Source organism: Streptomyces sp. B5E4, assembly GCF_039871555.1.
Lineage (GTDB): Bacteria > Actinomycetota > Actinomycetes > Streptomycetales > Streptomycetaceae > Streptomyces.
Window position 1 is genome coordinate 200,576 of sequence record NZ_JBDPMI010000003.1, and the last position, 20,196, is coordinate 220,771.

Sequence of the window (20,196 nt, forward strand, 5' to 3'; positions counted from 1 at the left end):
CACATGACCGTACGCATCCAGCCCGTCATCGCCGACCCCGACGCGGCGCGCGCCACCGTCTCGCTGCTCCACCAACTGCCCGACGCCGAGGCCGCCGCGCCGATCGGCGACTCCGTCGCGCTGCTCGACCACCTCGCGACGCTCGCCGGCAGCGGCGTGGCCGAACTGCCGGAAGTGCTCCTCGTGCACGAGCGGATCGGGCCCGTGCCCGCGCTGGAGCTGATCCGTGACGTCGCGCTGCGCTTCCCCGCCGTGGGCACCGTCCTCCTCACCGCCGACACCTCGCCCGCGGGCTACTCCGCCGCCATGGACGCCGGCGCCCGCGGCGTCGCCGGGCTGCCGCTGGCGTACGAGGAACTGGCCGCCCGGGTGCAGGCCGCCGCGCAGTGGAGCGGCGGCGTCCGGCGGCACCTCGGCGCCGCGACCGGACCTGAGGCGTTCGGCGGTCCCGGCGGCACGCTCGTCACGGTCAGCGGGGCGAAGGGCGGCGTCGGCACCACGGTCGCGGCGGTGCAGCTCGCGCTCGCCGCGCGGGCCGCCGGGCGGCACGTGGCGCTGGCCGACCTGGACCTGCAGTCCGGCGACATCGCCTCCTACCTCGACGTGCAGTTCCGCCGCTCGGTCGCGGACCTGGCAGGCATCAAGGACATCTCGCCGCGCGTGCTCCAGGACGCCGTCTTCACCCACCACACCGGCCTCGGCCTGCTGCTCGCCCCCTCCGAGGGCGAGCGCGGCGAGGACGTCGACGACCGGGCGGCGCGGCAGACGCTGAGCGCGCTGCGGTCGCGGTACGAGGTGGTGGTGCTCGACTGCGGCAGCCAGGTGACCACGCCGAACGCCGCGGCCGTCGAACTCGCCGACGTCGCGGTGCTCGTGACGACGCCGGACGTGATCTCCGTACGCGGCGCGAAGCGCATGCTGCGGCTGTGGGACCGGCTGCAGATCCGCAAGGCGGAGGACACCGTCGTGCTGGTCAACCGGCTCACCCGGAACACCGAGATCCAGCCGTCGATCATCGCGCGGGCCACCGGGACGACGGTGGCGCGGACGGCGGTGCCGGCGGCGTTCAAGGAGCTGCAGCCGCTGGTGGACGCCGGGCGGCTGCAGGATCTGGAGCAGCGCTCGACGGTACGGCAGGCGCTGTGGGCGGTGGCGGGAGAGCTGGGGCTGACGGTGGTGCCGGATCCGGCGGGCGCGGGCGCGGCCGGCGGTCCCGGGGCGCACGGGGGCGGCGCGCAGCGGGCGTTGGGCACGGGCGCCGGTCCCGGCGCCGTCGCCGCCGGCGGACGCGGCGCGGGCCCCGCGCCCCAGGTCGCCCCGACCGGCGCGAAGCCGGCGCTGCCGCCCGGCGCGCCGGGGGCGCCAGGACCCGGCACCGCGCCGGGCCCCGCATCCGGCCGCGGGGGGCGGCGCTGGGGGGACCGCGGACAGGTGTCGGTGGAGTTCGCCGGCATGCTGCCCCTGATCGCGGTGGTCCTCGTCGTCGTCTGGCAGTTCGTCCTCGTCGGCTACACCTACTCGCTCGCCGGCAACGCCGCCGACATGGCCGCCCGCGCCGCCGCCGTCGGCGACGACCCCGCCGCCGCGGCGGCGGAGGATCTGCCGGACGCCTGGGACGCCTCCGTGTCGGTCGGCTCGTCGAACGGCGTCACCACCGCCCGGGTCGATCTGAAGGTGCCGGTCCTCTTCCCGGGCGGGCTGGACTTCCCGTTCACGGTCAGCGGCACCGCCGGTGCCACGGACGAGGGAGACTGAGATGCGGAGCGGATCGCGCACGAAGACGCTCCGCGGGGCGCGGGCGCGCGCCGGGCGGGCCGAGCGCGCCGCCCCGGGCCGGGCCGAGGGCCGGGAGCCGCCCGCCCGGAGCCACCGCCGGTCCGGCGCCTCGCCGGTGCGGCGTGCCGCCGGGGCCGGGCGCTGTGCGCCGGCGGCGGAGGGCTTGCCCGTCGGGTCGGTCCGGCGCGGGGAGGGCGGTCCGGGAGACCGGGCCGCTGCCGATGCCGGGCTCCGTGCGTCGCCGGTTGCGGACGCCTCCCGGGTACGGCCAGGCGCCCGGGCAGGGCGCTGCGCGGCGAGGGTGGACACCCCGCCGGTCGTGCCGGCCCGGCGAGGGCACCGCTCGTCCGCCGCTCGCGCCTTTTCGCTCCCGCCCCGGCGAGGGGACCGCGGGTCCGTGGCCATCGAGTACATCGGCTTCCTGCCGGTGCTCATCTTCATCGCGCTCGCCGCCGTGCAGTTGGGCGTCGCCGCCTACACCGCCTCCCAGGCCGGCACCGCCGCCCGCGCCGCGGCGCGGATGGAGTCCCTGGACGACCCGCCGTCGTCCGCCGCCGCCGCCGGGGCCGCCTCGATCAGCGACTGGCTGGACGCCGGCTTCTCGGTCTCCTCCGGCGACGGCGAGGTCACCGTCACCGCCAGCGTCGAGATCCCGTCCGTCATCCCCGGCGTCGACAACTTCGGCTCGGTGGAGCGCAGCTCCACGATGCCGCGGGGGAAGGACTGACGATGAGCCTGCGGGCCCGTATCACCACCCCCGACCACACCACGGAGGGCCACGGCGAGACCCTCGTCCCCACCTACCGCGCCAAGCTGCTGGAGGAGATCGACCTCGCCGAGATGTCGGCGCTGTCGCCCGCCGAGCGGCGCGCCCGGCTGGAGCGGGTGCTCGGCCACATCCTCAGCCGCGAGGGCCCGGTGCTCTCCACCGCGGAGCGCTCGCAGCTCATCCGCCGCGTCGTGGACGAGGCGCTGGGGCTCGGCATCCTGGAGCCGCTGCTGGAGGACCCGAGCGTCACCGAGATCATGGTCAACGGCCCCGACCGGATCTACGTCGAGCGCGCCGGCCGGGTCGAGCAGCTGCCGCTGCGGTTCGCCTCCGACGAACAACTGATGCAGACCATCGAGCGCATCGTCTCCACCGTCAACCGCCGCGTGGACGAGTCGACCCCGATGGTCGACGCCCGGCTGCCCACCGGCGAGCGGGTCAACGTCATCATCCCGCCGCTGTCGCTGACCGGGCCGACGCTGACGATCCGCCGCTTCCCGCGCTCGTACACCCTCGCCGAACTCATCGGCCTCGGCACCCTCGACGAGCACATGCTGCTGCTGCTCTCCGGGCTGGTCCGGGCGAAGTTCAACGTCATCGTCTCGGGCGCCACGGGCGCCGGGAAGACGACCCTGCTGAACTCGCTCTCCGGACTCATCCCCGAGCACGAGCGGATCATCACCGTCGAGGACGCCGCCGAGCTGCAGTTGCAGCAGGCGCACGTCATCCGGCTGGAGTCGCGCCCGCCGAACGTCGAGGGCAAGGGCCGGATCACCATTCGCGACCTCGTACGCAACTCGCTGCGCATGCGCCCCGACCGCATCATCGTCGGTGAGGTGCGCGGCGGTGAGACCCTGGACATGCTCCAGGCCATGTCCACCGGCCACGACGGCTCGCTGGCGACCGTGCACGCCAACTCAGCCGAGGACGCCCTCATGCGGCTGCAGACGCTGGCGTCGATGTCGGACGTCGAGGTGCCCTTCGAGGCGCTGCGCGACCAGATCAACTCGGCCGTCGACGTGATCGTGCAGCTCGCGCGGCACACCGACGGCACCCGCAAGATCGACGAGATCGTGATGCTGTCGTCCCGCGGCCGGGAGGTCTACCAACTGGTGTCCGTCTGCCGTTTCCGCGCCCTGCCGATCAGCTCGGACCGGATCGTACGGGGCCAGTTCGAGTTCTCGCCGCTGCCGCGGCGCACGGGCGACCGCCTCTTCTACGCCGGCGAACCCGTGCCCCCGGCGTTCGGGGTGGCGCCCTCGGAGCGGCACCTGCAGACGCGGGAGGCGAGGTGATGGACCGCCAGCAACTGTTCGCCCTCGTCGTCGGCCTGTCGCTGCTCGCCGGCGCCCTCGCCGTGTGCGGCGTCGCCGTCTACGCCGCCGGCCGCGCCCGCCGCGCCGACCTGCTCGACCGGCTCTCCGACGCCGGCGACCGGCGGCCCCGGCGCCGCTTCTCGGAGGTCGACCGGCGGGTCCGGCCGACGCGGATCGGCCGCTATCTGGAGCGGCGCATCGCGACGACCGGACTGGACGTCACGCCGGGCGAGTTCACGGTGTACGCGCTGGCCGGCGTCGCCGTGCTGTGGCTCCTCGCCGACGCGCTGTTCGCCGCCTTCTTCGGCCCGATCGCCGGGCTCATCGGGCTGTGGTGCGCGCACGCCTACCTCAACTGGCAGCGGCAGAAGCGCATCGAGGCGTTCATCAACCAACTGCCCGACCTCTCCCGCATCCTCGCCAACGCCACCCAGGCCGGCCTCGCCCTGCGCACCGCACTCGGCCTCGCCGCGGAGGAGCTGGAGGCGCCGGCCGGCGAGGAGCTGACCAAGGTCACCGACCAGCTCGCCGTGGGCGTACCGCTCGACGACGCCCTCGGCGACCTCGCCGCGCGGCTGCCGTCGCGCGAGCTGTCCGTGCTCGTCTCCACCCTGGTGCTCTCCAACAAGGCCGGCGGCCAGGTCGTCGGCTCCCTGCGGAACCTCACCGGCACCCTCAACGACCGCAAGGAGACCCGCCGCGAGGTGCGTACCCAGCTCTCGCAGGTCACCCTCACCGCGTACACCGTGCCGGTCATGGGCATAGGCACCCTGCTGCTGACCGACCAGGTGATGCCCGGCTCCATCGAGCGCATGGGCTCCTCGCCGCTCGGCCAGGGCGCGGTGCTGACGGCCGTCGGACTGTACGCGCTGGCCATCCTGCTCATCCGCCGGCTCGCGAAGATCGACGTCTGAGGGGCCGGGACTCACATGGCATACGGAACCCTCGGCCTGCTCCTCGCCGCCGCCGTCGGCCTCGCCGTCTTCGGCGTCCTCAGCGGCATCCGCGTCTACCGCGCCGAGGTCAAGCTCCCCAGCGACCTCCAGGTGGCCCTGGAGGTCGGCGCCACCCGCACCACCGTCGTCGGCTCGCTCGTCGACCGGCTCGGCATGCGGTTCGCGCCGCTGGTGCTGAAGCTGATGGGCCGGCGGGCGGTGGAGAACAAGCGCCGCAAGATAGACCGCGCGGGCAACCCCGGCGGCCTGACGATCGACCGCTACGCCGCCCGCCGCGCCGTCTACGCCGCCATCGGCTACGGCGGCGCGCTCACCCTGCTCTCCTCCGGCCAGTGGGTCGGCGCGCTGGTGCTGACGGCCTTCGGCTACGGCTGGGCGGAGGTCGGCATCTGGGCGGCCGTACGCAAGCGGCGTGACGTCATCGAACGCACGCTGCCCGACTTCCTCGACGTCCTCGCCGTGGTGGTCAGCGCCGGGCTCGGCTTCCGGCAGGCGCTGGACCGCGTCAGCGAGCGCTACTCGGGCCCCTGGGCGGACGAACTGCGCATCACCCTGCGCCAGATGGACATGGGCGTCTCCCGCCGCCAGGCGTTCGAGGAGCTGCGCCGCCGCAACGACTCCGAGCAGGTCGCCCAGTTCGTCACCGCACTCCAGCAGGGCGAGGACCTGGGCGCGCCGATCGTCGAGACGCTGATACAGATCGCCACGGACCAGCGGCGCACGGACGCCCAGAACGCGCGCCGCCGCGCGTCCCGGGCGATCCCGAAGGCGACGCTGCTGATCACCAGCCTGATGGTGCCGGCGACGATCATCCTGCTGGTGACGGCGGTGTATCTGGGCTCGGGGTCGGAGTTCGGCGTGCTGACGGAGTAGGGCCGCGTGCCGAGCCGTCGCGCGGCGCTACGACACCAGCGGACGCACTTCCTGCGCCACCCACCGTACGAAGGCCACCGGATCCGGCTCGTCGGCGGTCGGCTGCAGCACCACCGTCGTCGCCCCGGCCGCCGCCCAGCGGTCCACCGCGGCCGCGACCGCCGCCGCGTCCCCGGCGACATGGGCCTCCGCGGCCGGATCCCAGCCCATCCGGCGGGCGTCCTCGGCGAGCCGGCGCTCGGCGCCCGGTCCGGTGGCGACGAGGATCGAGGCGACGAGCGGATGCTCCCCGGACCGCCCGGCGTCCTCGCGCCCGGTCCGTACCGTCTCGGCGGCCGCCTCCACCACCTCGGGCGAGGCACCCCCGGCGAGGATCGTCCCGTCGGCCGACTCCCCGGTGAGCCGCAGCGTCCTGGGCCCCGTACCCCCGGAGAACACCGGGGGCGCCGCCGCCGGCGGCCAGGCCAGCTCGACGCCGTCGAGCTTGACGTACCGCCCGTCGAGGGTGACGTTCTCCCCGGCGAGCAGCGCGCGCAGCGCGGTCAGATGCTCCTGGAGCAGCGTCAGCGGCGACGAGACCCGCCCCCCGACCTGCCCCATCCACGACTGCACCCCGTGCCCCACCCCGAGCGTCACCCGTCCGGGGAACAGCCGGTGCAGGGTGGCGGTCTCCATGGCGACCAGCGCGACGTTCCGCAGCGGCACGGGCAGGATGCCGATGGCGACGTGCACCCGCTCGGTCCAGGCGAGCACGGCGGCGGCGGTGGCGACCCCGCTCTCGTAGAAGCAGTCCTCCCACACCCACAACTCGTCGATTCCGGCCTCGTCGGCGGCGCGGGCCACGGCGCGAAGCCGTTCGGGAGGGAACTGGGGAATGAACACGGTGGCAAGTCTCGTCATGCGGCGACGGTACCCGGACCGGCCGACACCACCCGGCAGGCGGACATCCCGGGGTATTCCCCGCCGACCTCTTCGCATGCGCGAGGGGGGTGTGGGACAGTCGGCAAGCGGCCGGTTACGCTGCGCACGTGGACGCGCTGCGGCGCGGGCCGCCGCAGGTGTAAGGCGGGCGGCGAGGGGGAGGACGGAAAATGGCCGTTCCTGACGCCAAGTCCGCTGTTACAGACCACAATTGGCTTGACGGACCGACGGCAACGGCCGCGTTGTCCGACTCCGGAGGTAGACCGCATGTGGAAACCCAACGACGTGCTGCTGAGGTCCCTGGCCGCCACCCAGCGGCTGCGCCGCGGCCGCGAGCGCGATCGGGGGCAGACAGCGGTGGAGTACCTGGGGATCATCGCGGTGGCCGTGGTGATCGTGCTGGTGCTGATCCAGTCGGGGCTGGGGGAATTGATCCTCGGCAAAATCCAGGACCAGATCGGAAAGATCGGCTGACTGATGACTCAGGTCAGGCGTTCCCGCTCTATATCGCCGGGATTGCAGGCCTGTTGTTCCTCGCCGTCGCGTACTTCGCCGTCGGTCAGGCCGCAGCGAACCGCAACGACGCCCAGGGTGCGGCCGACGCCGCCGCGCTGGCCGCCGCCCACGACGCACGCGAGCAGTTGTCGGAAGGGCTGCTTGACACGCTCCTCGACCCGGGGTCGTGGGACGACGTCATCGGAGGCGAGGGCTTCGAGTACGGGCCGGCCTGCGCCGCGGCACAGGACTTCGCCGCCAGAAACGATGCGGACACGACCGCGTGCGACCGCGTGTACGACCCGGACGACGGCTTCACCGTGACCGTACGCAACCGGGAGGCCGTGGGCGACACGCTCGTACCGGGCACGGAGAGTAAACGCTCCGAGGCCACCGCCACGGCGGTCCTCGAATCCCGCTGCGACGTGCAGGAGCCCGACGACTCCGGGGGAGAGGACGACGGCCGGGACGAGGATGACGACGGCGGAGGCGGCGACGGCCGCGGCGACGAGGACCGGGACAAGCCGCCGCTCGAACTCGACTGCGAAGGCGGCGACTGGTCCCTCGACCCGGACGACATCGACCTCCTTCCCGACCCCGACGACCTCTTCTCCGTACGTCTCGCCGACTGAACTGCGAAGGAAGCTGGCAATGAGCATGAGGGGCACGAGCAGGGCGCGCAGAGGAGCCGCCACCGTGGCGCTGGCCGCAGCCCTGGCGCTCACCGCCGCGGGCTGCGGCGGTAGCGACGACGGCGACGGCGACGCGAAGTCGTCCGACACCTCCGAGACGTCCGGCGGCGGCGACGCCGACGCCAAGGGCGAAGGACAGCAGGACGCGGACGACGAGGAGGTCCCGTCGGAGCCGATCGCCGAGGTGAAGAACAAGGAGGGCATCGTCCTTCGCGTGCTGGAGCTGAAGCGGGACACGGGCGGCTTCGTCACGCTCAACGGCGAGCTGGAGAACACCGGCTCAGAGGACTTCCTGCACATCCAGGACTGGTCCGGCCGGGAGCAGGGAGCGGACAAGTCGTCACTCATGGGTGCGACGTTCGTGGACTCCGACGGCAAGAAGCGCTATTACGCCCTGCGGGACACCGAGATGCGCTGCCTGTGCACCTCGGGCATCGCGAGCCTCGACGCCGGCGAGAGCCTGACCATATACATTCAGTTCCCCGCGCCGCCCGACGAGACCACCGAGGTCGAGTTCCAGCTCCCCACGTTCCCGCCCGCCAACCTAGAGATCTCCGAATGAGGTGAGCACCGCGATGCCCTCCCGCACTGTCGTAGCGCTCACCCTCGCCTCGTTCCTCGCCGCCACCCCCGCCGTCGCGCACGCGCTCCCCGCGCAGGACGACGTCCCCGTCCCCTCCTCCCCGCCCGGGACCAGCACCTCCGCGCCTCCGCCCGTCGAGACCGACGCCAACGACCCCGATCTCCAACTGGAGGACGGCGCCACCCTCGACGAGCCCAAGGTGCTGGACATCGTCTCCGTCGTCGAGACCCAGGGCGGCGAGGAGCGGCGGTCCGACTCCAACTCGACCATCACCATCGCGCTGCAGGCCGAAGTGCTCTTCCCCAAGGACAGCGCCCGGCTCACCGGCCAGGCGCGCTCCCGGATCGCCGCCATCGCCGACGAGATCGAGCAGAACGACCCCGGCACCGTCCGCGTCTTCGGCTTCACCGACGACCTCGGGTCGTACGAGCACGGCGTCACGCTCTCCAAGAACCGCGCCAACGCCGTGCACCAGGAGCTGACCAACACCCTCCAGGCCGCCGACATCACCTACGTCGTCCGCGGCTACAGCGAGGACTACCCCATCGCCGACAACGCCACCGAGGAGGGCCGGAAGCAGAACCGGCGGGTCGAGGTGAGTTTCCCCCGGGGGCAGTGACCCGGATGTCCGTCGTGCCCGGTATGCTCGCCTCGGCGCGCCTGCGTGCCGGGAGGGGGCGAGGACCGCGTGGCCTTCGTGGGGCGGGTGCTGCGGACGGCCGGCGTCGTGGCCGGTGCCGTGGTGGTGCTGGGCGGCGTGCTGTGGCTCGCCGACGACGTGTTACGGGGTCCGCCCGCCGACTCCGCGCAACTGCACCCCGCCGCCGGGCGGTCGGCCGGCGGGTCGACCTACGCACCCGCCGAGTTCGCCGAGCACGTCACCGGCGTCGAGACCGAGTGGGAGGGCGACACCACGGTGCGTACGGTCATCTCCACCGACCTCGCCGACGACGCCGCCGGCCGCCGTATCGCCGCCGGCATCAAGGTGGCGCATCTGCGGCAACTCCTCGCCGACTGCGTCGAGAAGCTGCCCGTCGTCGTCGTCAACGACCGCGACGGCGAGGAGATCCGGCACGGGGACCTCCTCGGCTTCTCCCGCCACCGGGGCGACGACTGCCCCGCCCGGGCGCCCCGGTCCTCCTGAGCCCGGGTCAGAACCTGCGCACCGTCGCCGGCGTGCGGGTCGCGTACACCGTGAACGCCGCCCACGCCTCCGGCGTGAACGTGAGCACCGGCCCGTCCGGCGTCTTGGAGTCCCGTACGTGCACCACCCCGGCCCCGGCGGCCACCTCGACGCACTTGGCCCCGGCCCCGCGGCTGTAGCTGCTCCTCCGCCATTCCAGGCCATCAGGGCCGTGCTCGGTGCTCATCGGTCTCCCCGCCGTATGGTCACGTACCGCGCGCCGGACCACGACGCGCCCAAGGCCGCCCAATGCGGGCACAAGACCTCGAAACGAATGACGACACGGCACGGCACTTAGTTCCCGCCGAACCCGCCGAACCCGCCGAACCCGCCGCTTCCGCGCGTTCCCGCCGGGCTTCCGCGCGGTCGCCACAGCCCTCCGCGCGGTCCCCTCAGTCCGCCGCCCGCGCCGCCGGCCCCCGTGTTTCGGCTCCGCCTGAAACACCTTGCCGCCGCCACCGCGCCCCGCGGAGTGTGGGGGCGGGCCGGAGCGGGCCCCTTTCCCGGGGGGCTCGCCGGTCCGCGCCCCCGCCCTCAGCCTGCACGGGGCGGGGGCATCGGGGCCGCGCCCCGGGCGCGGGGCCCCCCGGCGGCGGTGGACGCCTCACCGCCGCCGGCCTCCGGGCCGTCCGGCAACGCCGTCGCCGCGGCGGCCGGAGCGGGGCGCGGCCGCCGAGGACCTCTGCAGCAGGCGGTGCCGTCCGGGCCGCGGCGGACGAGGAGTCCGGCCACCGGGTCGGGTACGGCGTCGAGCGCCGCCCGTACGCCCGGCAGCCGGCGCCACGCCTCTCCGTCGCTCTCCTCGCGGAACGCGATCTCGAAGACGATCCCGTCGGAGTGGACGTGCCACTCCCAGGTCGATGCCCGGTTGCTGATCGCCGACTCGACGAGCGCGTACTCGTACGCGTCCTTCCACCGCAGTGCGGAGGAGTGCGCGTCGAACACCTCGATGGACCACCAGTCGCCCATGGCTGCTTCCTTCGGCTTCCCGCCGCGGTCTTCGCCGGTTCTTCGGCCCACCACCGTAGGCCGGGTGCGTACGCGCGTACCAGGGGCGCTCGGGGTGCGTTCCGGGGAGTTGTCCCGCGGGCCACCGGCGGGCCACCACCGGGCAACTCCCGGGCGCCCCCGCGGGCTTCGGGCTCAGCCCTCGATGAGCCGCTCCAGCACCGCCTGGAACTCCCCGTCCACCATGATCTTGATGCCGTCCTCGTCCATCGCGCTGAGCCGGGTCAGCCCACCGGCCCGCCACCAGTAGACGTCCGGTGTGATCCGCCCGACGCCCTCCTCGAAGCCCGCCGCGGCGAACTGCGCGAGGGTGTTGAGGCCGGCTATCACATGCCGGTCGCGGATCGCGTGGAACGCGAGCTGGTGCCGGAACGGCATGGCCACCAGCGCCCCGTCGGTGCTCAGGCCGCGGCCGGTGATCCGGGGCACCAGCTCGTCGAGCATCAGCACCAGGCTCGCCGTGAACATCGACTCGCCCATCACCACGTCGACGCGGGCGCCCTCCTCCTGCTCGACCGTCTCGTGCGCCTCGACCGGCAGCCCGCGCAGGTTGTCCAGCGCCCGCGCCCGCAGCACGGCGATGTCGCCGAAGGGCTCCAGCGAGGAGCGGGGGAGGACCATGACGCTCTCGGGGAGGTCCAGCGCCAGCACCTCGCGCAGCCCCTCGGCGAGCGGGCGCGCGTAGTCGAAGCCGTCCGAGCCGGTCATCTCGTCGGGCAGCAGCCGGGGGTAGAGCTGGGCGCGGAACTTCTCCGCCGGCATGGTGTCCAGCACCGACGGGCCGTCCATGGCCCGCAGCATGATGCCTATGTGGCGGCGGGTGAGCTCGGGCCAGACCCGCGGCCCGCGGGCGTCGTTGTGGCAGACCGCCGCCAGGTTGCCCAGGCCGAACTGCCGGCCCGAGCTGTCGGTCACGGCGTTCGCGCCGACCGTCACCTCCAGTCCCTGCTCGGCGAAGGCCGCGTGGACCCCGGCGCGGAAGCGGGCGCCCTCGTCCTCGGAGAAGAACTCGAACGAGGAGTCGCGCGCGGTGTCCCGCGCGTCGCGGCGCGGCTTGCGACCGAATATCCCCACGGTGGTGCCCCCTGTAGGTCCGTACGTTGTCCGCGCCGCGGCCCGGCGTGCGGGCCGCGATCACGGTCGTTTTCGATCGTAGCGAGCGCCGCCGACGCTCCCGCCGCCCGGTCAGTCCGCCCCCGCCGTGGCGGGGCCGACGCCGAGCCGTACCCCCGGCCGGATGCCCCAGCCGGCGAACGCGCCCGCCTCCGCCTCCAGGACGTGCCGGGCCCGCAGCCGGGGGCGGCCGAGGCGGCCGGGGGGCATGGTGCGTACGGCCAGGACCGTCAGCCGGCGGTCGAGGTAGGCGACGTCGATGGCGAAGCGCATGCCGAGGGTGTGCACGCCCTGGGCGGGGGTGAGGAGGAGGGCGCCGGCCAGACCGTCGCGGCCGAGCAGGCCGCGGCTGCGGCGGGTGAAGGAGGCCGCCACCTCCAGCGGCAGCGGGTCCGTGCCGCCGCCGACGGTGAGCGTGGCCGGTCCGTCGGGCCAGGTGGGCATGGCGGGCATCTCCCCGTGGTGTCGCTACGAGCCGGGAGCCGCCCGGACGGGCCCCCGGCCCCGGCCCCCGAGCCGCCACCGTACCGCCACCGTACCGCCGCCGACCCGCCTCTGCCCCGCCCGCGGAACCGCCGTTAGGCTCACCCCGTGCTCGCCGTCCTCCTCGTCGTCCTCGCCGCCGGCTACGGCGCCGCCGCCGGGGCCCTGCTGCCCCGGGCGGCCTACCGGCTCTCCGTGGCCGCCGACGAGCCGTGGCGCGACCGCTGCCCGCAGGACCATCCGCTCCCCGGCTGGGCCGGCCCGGCGACGTGCAAGGAGTGCGGAGGAGGCCCGTACGGCCTGCGCGTCTGGCTCCCCGCCACCGCGACCGCCGCCGCCTGCGCCGCCCTCGCCGCCGCCACCGGAGCCGAGCCGGAGCTGGCGGTCTGGCTGCTGCTGGCGCCGTTCGGAGTGCTGCTCTTCGCCGTCGACCGGGCGGTGCGGCGTCTCCCGGACGTCCTGACGCTGCCGCTCGCGGGGGCGGCCGTGGTGCTGCTGGGGGGCGCGGCGCTCGTAGGAGGCGCGGGATCGTGGACACGCGCCCTGCTGGGCGGCATCGCGCTGGGGGCGATCTACTTCCTGCTCTTCTTCCTCAACCCCGCCGGCATGGGTTTCGGGGACGTGAAGCTGGCGCTCGTGCTGGGCGTCGCGCTCGGCTGGTACGGCTGGGACGTCCTGTTCACCGGCTCGTTCGCCGGTCTGCTGCTGGGCGCGGGGTACGCGATCACCATGCTGGCGGCCCGCAGGGTGGGCCGGAAGACGGGCATCGCCTTCGGCCCCTTCATGATCGTCGGGGCCTTCGCGGGCCTCGTCGTCGGCGGACTGGCGGCCGGCTGAGCGGCGCGGGGACGGGTCCGCCCGTACGCCCCGCACGCCCCCCGAGCCCCTCCCGTGAGCCGCGAACCGCCCCGTGCGAGTGACCTGATCGCAGCGGAGTTCGTATACGGACCGTCACCGGGCGAGTACTTTTCGAGGTGACCCGTCCGTTCCGGTACTGAGCACCCCTCACCCTGGGTTATGGTGGAACTCCCCCCCTCGGGCCGGTCCGTATCCCCCCCACGGACCGGCCCGTTCCCTTTCCCCGGACGGCCCCCCGGGGCCCTCCGGCACCGGCTCTCAGCCGCGTCCGGCCCAGATGTTCACGCCGCTCGTCGTCTTCGCGAACCCGTCGATCTCCGCGAGCTCCGCCGCCGTGAGCTCCGCCGCGCCCAGCGCCGCGACGTTCGCCTCCAGCTGCGCCACGCTCGACGCGCCGATCAGCGCGGACGTCATCCGCGGGTCCCGCAGCACCCAGCCCAGCGCGAGCTGCGCCAGCGACTGCCCGCGCCCGCGCGCGATCTCGTTCAGCCCGCGCAGCCGCCGCACGACCTCGTCCGTCAGCAGCTCGGGATCCAGCGACTTGTTCTGCGCGGCCCGCGAGCCCGCCGGGATGCCGTTCAGGTACTTGTCGGTCAGCATCCCCTGTGCCAGCGGCGCGAAGGAGATGCAGCCCATGCCCTCCGCCTCCAGGGTGTCGAGGAGCTCGTCGTCCTCGGTCCAGCGGTTGATCATCGAGTACGAGGGCTGGTGGATCAGCGGCCGTACGCCCATCTCCCGCAGCAGCCGGGCGGCTTCGCGCGTCTGCTCCGCGGTGTAGGAGGAGACGCCGACGTACAGCGCCTTGCCCTGCTGCACGGCGGACGCCAGGGCGCCCATCGTCTCCTCCAGCGGGGTGTCCGGGTCGTAGCGGTGCGAGTAGAAGATGTCGACGTAATCCACGCCCATGCGGCCGAGCGACGCGTCCAGCGACGACAGCAGGTACTTGCGCGAGCCCCACTCGCCGTAGGGCCCCGGCTGCATCAGGTAGCCCGCCTTGGTCGACAGCACCAGCTCGTCGCGGTACGGGCGGAAGTCGGCGGCGAAGATCCGGCCGAAGTTCTCCTCCGCCGAGCCCGGCGGCGGGCCGTAGTTGTTCGCCAGGTCGAAGTGGGTCACGCCGAGGTCGAACGCGCGCCGCAGGATGGCGCGCTGCGACTCCAGGGAGCGGTCGTCGCCGAAGTTGTGCCAGAGACCGAGGGAGATCTCCGGGAGCTTCAGGCCGCTGCGACCCGTCCGGCGGTAGGTCATGGCGTCGTAGCGGGTGTCTGCTGGCAGGTAAGGCAAAAGACTGTTCACAAAACCTGCCTATCACGAACCCGGTGCGCTCCTGTGACAGGACTGTGGCACAACGGGCAGTACTGTGGCGCCTTCCGGGGGGTACTCCGAACGTACGACGGAAGGGCTGAACGCGGGATGACCTGGCGCGGCATCGTGTATCGCGTATACGAGAAGCGCCTTGAGCGCCGTCTCGACCACGACCGGGTGCCCAAGCACATCGGCGTCATCCTTGACGGCAACCGTCGCTGGGCCCGCGCCGCGGGCGGTACCACCGCGCAGGGCCACCAGGCCGGCGCCGAGAAGATCCACGAGCTGATCCGCTGGTGCCGCGAGACCGACGTCGAGGTGCTCACGCTCTGGTTGCTGTCCACCGACAATCTGGACCGGCCGGAGCCCGAGCTGAACCCGCTGCTCGCCATCATCGAGGAGGCCGTCTCCGGCGTCGCGGCCCGCGGCGGCGCGCGGGTGCACCACGTGGGCAACCTCGACCTGCTGCCGATGCAGACCCAGCGGATCCTCAAGGAGGCGGAGGAGGCCACCCTCGATGTGACCACCGGGGCCGGCAGCGGCGCCGTCCTGGTCAACGTCGCCGTCGCCTACGGCGGCCGGCAGGAGATCGCCGACGCCGTCCGCTCCATGCTCGGCGACGCCGCCGACCAGGGCCGGTCGCTCGCCGACGTGGCCGAGACCGTCGAGGTGGAGCACATCGCGCAGCACCTCTACACCCGCGGCCAGCCCGATCCCGACCTGGTGATCCGCACCAGCGGCGAACAACGGCTGTCCGGGTTCATGCTGTGGCAGTCGGCGCACTCCGAGTACTACTTCTGCGAGGTCTTCTGGCCCGCGTTCCGCCGTGTCGACTTCCTGCGCGCCCTGCGCGACTACGCGGCCCGCCACCGCCGCTTCGGCGGCTGAACCTCCCCCAGGCGCACGCTTTAGCACGAATCCGCCGTTACGGCCCCTCGGCCACAGGCATTGCATGCCCCGGGGCTTGCGAGGGAATATCCGTGCTAGCAGGCGGTCCACCGCACCGCCCGCCCGGGAGGACCCTTTGCACCACGTGCCGCATCACGAGGTCCGTGCAGCGCACCATCGCACGGACGGGGCGGAGGGCCGGGGCCCGGTCCTGCGCGCCCACGTGGCCGCACGGGCCCGGACGCCCGGCCCGATCCCCGCGACTCCGTCGCGTGCCGACCTCTTCCGAGGGGGTTCGTCCATCCGTGGTGAACAGCAAGAAGCCTGACCGGCGCACTTATGTCCTCGACACGAGCGTTCTGCTGGCCGACCCCAGGGCCATGGCGCGGTTCGACGAACACGAGGTGGTGCTGCCCGTCGTGGTGGTCACCGAGCTCGAGGCCAAGCGGCACCATCCGGAGCTGGGCTACTTCGCCCGCCAGGCGCTCCGCCAGCTCGACGAGTTCCGGGTCAGGTACGGCCGGCTCGACGCCCCGATCCCGCTCGGCGACCTCGGCGGCACCCTGCGCGTGGAACTCAACCACACCGACATCGGGGTGCTCCCCGCCGGTTTCCGGCTGGGAGACAACGACTCCCGCATCCTGGCCGTCGCGCGCAACCTCCAGGCCGAGGGGCAGGACGTCACCGTCGTCTCCAAGGACCTGCCCCTGCGTATCAAGGCGTCGTCCGTGGGCCTGGCCGCCGAGGAGTACCGCGCGGAGCTGGCCATCACGGACTCCGGCTGGACCGGGATGGCCGAGCTGATGCTCGGCGGCGAGCAGGTCGACGAACTCTTCGCGACCGAAGTCGTCTCGGTGCCCGAGGCGGACGACCTGCCGGTGCACACCGGGCTCGTGCTGCAGTCCGAGCGCGGCCGGGCGCTCGGCCGGGTCACCCCCGACGGGCGGATCCGGCTGGTCCGCGGCGACCGGGAGGTCTTCGGGATCCACGGCCGCAGCGCCGAGCAGCGGATCGCCCTCGACCTGCTCGTGGACGAGGACGTCGGCATCGTCTCGATGGGCGGACGCGCCGGTACCGGCAAGTCCGCGCTGGCGCTGTGCGCGGGCCTGGAGTCGGTGCTGGAGCGCCGGCAGCACCAGAAGGTGATGGTCTTCCGCCCGCTGTACGCGGTCGGCGGCCAGGAGCTCGGCTATCTGCCGGGCACCGAGGCCGAGAAGATGAGCCCCTGGGCGCAGGCGGTCTTCGACACCCTGTCCGCGGTCACCTCGCGCGAGGTGATCGAGGAGGTCATCGCGCGCGGCATGCTCGAAGTGCTGCCGCTGACCCATATCCGGGGCCGCTCGCTGCACGACGCGTTCGTGATCGTCGACGAGGCGCAGTCGCTGGAGCGGAACGTTCTGCTCACCGTGCTCTCGCGGATCGGGACGAACTCCCGCGTCGTCCTCACGCATGACGTGGCGCAGCGGGACAATCTGCGCGTCGGTCGTTACGACGGTGTGGTGGCCGTCGTCGAAAAGCTGAAGGGGCATCCGCTCTTCGCCCATGTGACGCTCAACCGCTCCGAGCGGTCGCCGATCGCCGCGCTGGTGACCGAAATGCTGGAAGACGGCCGGGTATAACGGGATACTGCTCCCCGTGCTTCTTCTCGAACGTGTGAACTGGGCGCAGCAGCTTAGCTGTTGCGCCCAGTGCTACGCACGGGTTTCCGTCAACAGCGAGGGGCAAACGCGGTGTGAGCTTTCCCACTGGACGGGGAATTGCGTCCGGGTGTCCGTCTCCGGCAGAGTCTGGGACTCGTCAGGCCCTGCGTACGGCCCCGCACCGACCCCGGTGCAGCACGACTCAACTGAACAGAGCCGCCGTACGCCGCCCGAGCGCAGCACCGGCCCCCGCGGACGCGAGGGCTGCCGGGCCCGTGCCTCCCGTGACCAGTCGGTCCGCCACAGTCGGCGGTCCGGAACAAGGGGAGGACAGTGTCAGGGGCAGGAACGCGTCCGCGAGGTCACCGAAGCGGGCGACGCTGGAAGGACTTTGTGTGAGCCGGATTTCGGTCCGGGGTTTCGCCGTGGCTTCCGCCACCGCGGTCACCTCTGTCGGCGCTGTCGTCGGTGTGGCCACGGGCGCGGAGAAGGGCGACGACTCGACGGCCAACGTCGAGGCGACCGCCGCCGACGCGACACTCCTCGCCGACGTACCCGCTGGCGCCACGGCCCAGGTGCAGACCGCCTCCCTCACGGAGCAGGCGGACGCCCAGGCCGACGCCGCACACACGGACGCCCGTAAGGCGGCCGAGGAGGCGGCGCGCAAGTCCGCCGCCCAGGCCGCGGAGGAGAAGAAGGAGGCCGCAGAGCGCAAGGCGGCCGAGGAAGCCGCCGAGAAGGAGCGGGAGGCCGCCGAGGCCGCCAGCCGCTCGGCCGCCGAGTCCGAGTCGGCATCCGCCGACGCGGGCGACTTCGCTCCGCAGTCGTCCTACTCCGTCGCCGATGTGCAGGCCATGGCCCGGCAGATGGTGCCGGCCGACCAGTACCAGTGCTTCAGCAACATCGTCGACCACGAGTCGGGCTGGGACTACACCGCCACCAACCCGAGCTCCGGCGCGTACGGGCTGATGCAGGCGCTGCCCGGCGAGAAGATGGCCTCGGCCGGCGCCGACTGGCAGACCAACCCCGCCACGCAGATCGAGTGGGGCCTGAGCTACATGAACGACCGCTACGGCAGCCCGTGCGGCGGCTGGGAGTTCTGGCAGGCCAACGGCTGGTACTAAAACCCCGGCGCAGCATCCCGCGCCATGCGTACGTGAAACGCCCCCGGCTCCGCCGCCGGGGGCGTTTCACGTACGTGCGGAACCGCCGCTCACGTCCGGCACGTCCTAGATGACCGGAGCAGACCACTCCCGTATGCAGGGGCCGTGTACGGTCGTGCGGGTGACGGACGGGACTGCGGGCGGACCGTAGGCGGCGTGAGGACTTCTATGTCGAAGATGACGGACTGGCTCGGCGGGGTGGGCGAGCGGGCCAGCCGGATGGCGGAGCGGCGCCGGGTCGCCGCCGCTGTCGGCGCGGAGAAGTCCGCGTCCGGGCAGCCCGCCGTCGAGGACGCCCCCCAGGACGTCGTCGCCGAACCGGCCGCCGCCGCCCGGCCCCCGGGCCCGCCGCCGCGGCCGGCGCCGGCCAGCGTCGTGCCCTGGGGCATGCGGGTCGCGGCCGAGGTCGGCTGGCGGCTGCTGGTCCTCGCCGGGCTGATCTACGTGCTGATGCAGGTCATCAGCGTCGTCAGCCTCGTCGTCATCGCCTTCGCGGTCGGCCTGCTGGTCACTGCGCTGCTGCAGCCGACGGTCGCGCGGCTGCGCCGCTGGGGCTTCAGCCAGGGGCTCGCCACCGCCACCACGTTCATCGGCGGCTTCGTCGCGATCGGCCTCATCGGCTGGTTCGTGGTCTGGCAGATCATGGAGAACATCGACGATCTGACCGGCCGCATCCAGCAGGGCATCGACGACGCGCAGGAATGGCTCATCGACGGGCCGTTCCACGTGCAGGAAAAGCAGATCAACAACATCGGCAACGAGATAAGCGACTGGCTGGGCGAGAACTCCAGCGAGGTCACCTCCGCCGGTCTCGAAGGCGTCTCGTACGTGCTGGAGTTCTTCTCCGGCGCCGCCATCGCCGCGTTCGTCACCCTCTTCCTGCTCTACGACGGCGCGCGCATCTGGCGGTGGTGCCTGCACTTCGTGCCCACCGACGCCCGCGACGCGGTGGCCGGCGCGGGGCCGAAGGTGTGGGCCACGCTCACCGGTTACGTGCGCGGCACCGTGCTGGTGGCGCTCATCGACGCGGTGTTCATCGGCATCGGCATCTTCATCCTCGACGTGCCCATGGCCGTCCCGCTGGCCGTGCTGATCTTCCTCTTCGCGTTCGTGCCCCTCGTCGGTGCGCTGGTCTCCGGCGCACTCGCGGTGGTGGTGGCGTTCGTGACGAACGGGCTCGTCACGGCGCTGCTGGTGCTCGGCGTGGTGCTGCTGGTGCAGCAGATCGAGGGGCACGTCCTGCAGCCGTTCATCCTCGGCCGCATGGTGCGGGTGCATCCGCTGGCGGTGGTGCTCTCGGTGGCCATCGGCACGCTGGTCGCGGGCATCCCCGGCGCCGTGGTGGCGGTGCCGCTGATCGCGGTGCTCAATACGGCGGTCGGATATCTCAAGGCGTACCACCGGGAACACGCGGCGGATCCGGGGCCGCCGCCGCACGGGTCGACGGTCCTCGAAATCTCGCCCGCCACGCCGACCGACACCCCCGCGCCCGGCTCGGACGCGGAGACGGCGGAGGCGGCGGCGGCGACGCGGGAGGGCCCGGAGGCCAAGGGCGACGCGAAGGGCTGACGCGGCGGGCCCGTACGGGACGCTCAGCCGGAAGACCGCGGTCAGCCGTCGCCGAGCGCCGCCTGGGCGTCGAGGACCGTGCCGGCGGCGTGGACGAGCGCGGCGACCTTCAGCGCCTCCTGCACCGTCTCCCGGTCCGCGCCGGCCCGCCGCAGCGCGGCCTCGTGCTCGTCCAGGCACGCTCCGCAGCCGCCCACGGCGGACACGGCGACGCACCACAGCTCGTAGTCCGCCTTCGGTACGCCGCGGGGGCCCAGCACGTTCGTCCGCAGCCCGGTGCGCAGATGGCCGTAGCCGGGGTCGGAGAGCAGGTGCCGGGCGCGGAAGAAGACGTTGTTCGCCGCCATCGCCGCGGCGGCCGCCCCCGCGGCCTCGTACGCCTCGGGCGTCAGCCGCTCCCGCGCCTCCGGCGCCACCGCGCGCAGCACGGCGGGGGAGCGGACGGCGATGGCGCAGGCGAGCAGGGCGCCCCATAGCTGCCGTTCCGGCAGCGGCCCGTCGTCGACGACCGCGGTGAGGTTGCGGCGCAGGTCCCCGGCGTAACCGGGGAGGGCCGACTTGAGTGCGTCGAGTGCCACGCGCCCGACCCTACAGAACCGTACGGC

22 protein-coding genes are annotated in these 20,196 nt (G+C 73.2%); 15 read left to right on the forward strand and 7 right to left on the reverse strand.

Annotated features, from left to right (window positions below; translation table 11 throughout):
- The first annotated feature begins 3 nt into the window (after positions 1 to 3).
- The 5 genes from ABGA99_RS05965 to ABGA99_RS05985 all read left to right on the forward strand — a co-directional run bounded on the left by ABGA99_RS05965 (position 4) and on the right by ABGA99_RS05985 (position 5,690).
- Complete coding sequence (locus ABGA99_RS05965; protein WP_347576401.1) at positions 4 to 1,755, forward strand: AAA family ATPase; 1,752 nt, start codon at positions 4 to 6, stop codon at positions 1,753 to 1,755.
- A gap of 418 nt (positions 1,756 to 2,173) precedes the next feature.
- Positions 2,174 to 2,503 carry a TadE/TadG family type IV pilus assembly protein gene (locus tag ABGA99_RS05970; protein ID WP_347576400.1) on the forward strand — a complete coding sequence of 110 codons (330 nt, stop codon included), beginning with the start codon at positions 2,174 to 2,176 and terminating at the stop codon, positions 2,501 to 2,503.
- 2 nt (positions 2,504 to 2,505) lie between these two features.
- Positions 2,506 to 3,840: a CpaF family protein gene (locus tag ABGA99_RS05975; RefSeq protein ID WP_347576399.1), complete on the forward strand. Its 1,335-nt coding sequence runs from the start codon at positions 2,506 to 2,508 to the stop codon at positions 3,838 to 3,840.
- The gene (locus ABGA99_RS05980; RefSeq protein WP_347576398.1) at positions 3,840 to 4,775 is read left to right on the forward strand and encodes a type II secretion system F family protein; all 936 of its coding nucleotides are present in this window, start codon (positions 3,840 to 3,842) and stop codon (positions 4,773 to 4,775) included. Before ABGA99_RS05975 ends, ABGA99_RS05980 begins: the two co-directional genes overlap by 1 nt.
- Before the next feature lie 15 nt (positions 4,776 to 4,790).
- Complete coding sequence (locus ABGA99_RS05985; RefSeq protein ID WP_347576397.1) at positions 4,791 to 5,690, forward strand: DUF5936 domain-containing protein; 900 nt, start codon at positions 4,791 to 4,793, stop codon at positions 5,688 to 5,690.
- Between the two features lie 27 nt (positions 5,691 to 5,717).
- On the opposite strand, the gene ABGA99_RS05990 is transcribed toward ABGA99_RS05985, so the two are convergent.
- On the reverse strand, positions 5,718 to 6,590 hold the full coding sequence (locus ABGA99_RS05990) for an LLM class flavin-dependent oxidoreductase (RefSeq protein WP_347576396.1): 873 nt from the start codon (positions 6,588 to 6,590) through the stop codon (positions 5,718 to 5,720).
- Positions 6,591 to 6,878: 288 nt separating this feature from the next.
- Between ABGA99_RS05990 and ABGA99_RS05995 the strand changes: the two genes are divergently transcribed.
- The 5 genes from ABGA99_RS05995 (at position 6,879) to ABGA99_RS06015 (ending at position 9,525) form a co-directional block, all read left to right on the forward strand.
- Positions 6,879 to 7,085: a hypothetical protein gene (locus ABGA99_RS05995; protein ID WP_027754509.1), complete on the forward strand. Its 207-nt coding sequence runs from the start codon at positions 6,879 to 6,881 to the stop codon at positions 7,083 to 7,085.
- Positions 7,082 to 7,738, forward strand: a complete 657-nt coding sequence (locus tag ABGA99_RS06000; RefSeq protein WP_347582341.1) for a pilus assembly protein TadG-related protein — start codon at positions 7,082 to 7,084, stop codon at positions 7,736 to 7,738. The genes ABGA99_RS05995 and ABGA99_RS06000 overlap by 4 nt, the downstream gene beginning before the upstream one ends.
- A gap of 19 nt (positions 7,739 to 7,757) precedes the next feature.
- Entirely contained in the window at positions 7,758 to 8,360 is a 603-nt protein-coding gene (locus tag ABGA99_RS06005) for a hypothetical protein (RefSeq protein ID WP_347582269.1), read from the forward strand.
- 13 nt (positions 8,361 to 8,373) lie between these two features.
- Positions 8,374 to 9,000: an OmpA family protein gene (locus ABGA99_RS06010; RefSeq protein ID WP_347582270.1), complete on the forward strand. Its 627-nt coding sequence runs from the start codon at positions 8,374 to 8,376 to the stop codon at positions 8,998 to 9,000.
- Between the two features lie 69 nt (positions 9,001 to 9,069).
- Positions 9,070 to 9,525, forward strand: coding sequence for a hypothetical protein (locus ABGA99_RS06015; RefSeq protein WP_347576393.1), 456 nt, complete (start codon positions 9,070 to 9,072; stop codon positions 9,523 to 9,525).
- A gap of 7 nt (positions 9,526 to 9,532) precedes the next feature.
- On the opposite strand, the gene ABGA99_RS06020 is transcribed toward ABGA99_RS06015, so the two are convergent.
- The 4 genes from ABGA99_RS06020 to ABGA99_RS06035 form a co-directional block, all read right to left on the reverse strand.
- Positions 9,533 to 9,751, reverse strand: a complete 219-nt coding sequence (locus tag ABGA99_RS06020; RefSeq protein ID WP_347576392.1) for a DUF397 domain-containing protein — start codon at positions 9,749 to 9,751, stop codon at positions 9,533 to 9,535.
- Between the two features lie 347 nt (positions 9,752 to 10,098).
- Complete coding sequence (locus tag ABGA99_RS06025) at positions 10,099 to 10,533, reverse strand: hypothetical protein (protein ID WP_347576391.1); 435 nt, start codon at positions 10,531 to 10,533, stop codon at positions 10,099 to 10,101.
- Between the two features lie 174 nt (positions 10,534 to 10,707).
- Positions 10,708 to 11,646, reverse strand: a complete 939-nt coding sequence (locus ABGA99_RS06030) for a hypothetical protein (protein WP_347576390.1) — start codon at positions 11,644 to 11,646, stop codon at positions 10,708 to 10,710.
- Between the two features lie 111 nt (positions 11,647 to 11,757).
- Positions 11,758 to 12,129, reverse strand: coding sequence for a DUF192 domain-containing protein (locus tag ABGA99_RS06035; RefSeq protein WP_347576389.1), 372 nt, complete (start codon positions 12,127 to 12,129; stop codon positions 11,758 to 11,760).
- 147 nt (positions 12,130 to 12,276) lie between these two features.
- On the opposite strand from ABGA99_RS06035, the gene ABGA99_RS06040 reads away from it, so the two are divergent.
- Entirely contained in the window at positions 12,277 to 13,005 is a 729-nt protein-coding gene (locus tag ABGA99_RS06040; protein WP_347576388.1) for an A24 family peptidase, read from the forward strand.
- Between the two features lie 279 nt (positions 13,006 to 13,284).
- Here ABGA99_RS06040 and mgrA read toward each other — a convergent pair whose 3' ends face one another.
- Positions 13,285 to 14,322 carry an L-glyceraldehyde 3-phosphate reductase gene (gene mgrA, locus ABGA99_RS06045; protein WP_347576387.1) on the reverse strand — a complete coding sequence of 346 codons (1,038 nt, stop codon included), beginning with the start codon at positions 14,320 to 14,322 and terminating at the stop codon, positions 13,285 to 13,287.
- A gap of 117 nt (positions 14,323 to 14,439) precedes the next feature.
- On the opposite strand from mgrA, the gene ABGA99_RS06050 reads away from it, so the two are divergent.
- The 4 genes from ABGA99_RS06050 (at position 14,440) to ABGA99_RS06065 (ending at position 19,591) form a co-directional block, all read left to right on the forward strand.
- Entirely contained in the window at positions 14,440 to 15,219 is a 780-nt protein-coding gene (locus ABGA99_RS06050; RefSeq protein ID WP_347576386.1) for an isoprenyl transferase, read from the forward strand.
- Between the two features lie 305 nt (positions 15,220 to 15,524).
- Positions 15,525 to 16,838, forward strand: coding sequence for a PhoH family protein (locus ABGA99_RS06055; protein WP_347576385.1), 1,314 nt, complete (start codon positions 15,525 to 15,527; stop codon positions 16,836 to 16,838).
- A 416-nt stretch (positions 16,839 to 17,254) separates the two neighbouring features.
- The gene (locus ABGA99_RS06060) at positions 17,255 to 17,983 is read left to right on the forward strand and encodes a transglycosylase SLT domain-containing protein (protein ID WP_347576384.1); all 729 of its coding nucleotides are present in this window, start codon (positions 17,255 to 17,257) and stop codon (positions 17,981 to 17,983) included.
- Positions 17,984 to 18,190: 207 nt separating this feature from the next.
- Positions 18,191 to 19,591, forward strand: coding sequence for an AI-2E family transporter (locus tag ABGA99_RS06065; protein ID WP_347576383.1), 1,401 nt, complete (start codon positions 18,191 to 18,193; stop codon positions 19,589 to 19,591).
- Positions 19,592 to 19,632: 41 nt separating this feature from the next.
- Here ABGA99_RS06065 and ABGA99_RS06070 read toward each other — a convergent pair whose 3' ends face one another.
- Positions 19,633 to 20,169 carry a carboxymuconolactone decarboxylase family protein gene (locus tag ABGA99_RS06070; RefSeq protein ID WP_347582271.1) on the reverse strand — a complete coding sequence of 179 codons (537 nt, stop codon included), beginning with the start codon at positions 20,167 to 20,169 and terminating at the stop codon, positions 19,633 to 19,635.
- Positions 20,170 to 20,196 lie beyond the last annotated feature (27 nt).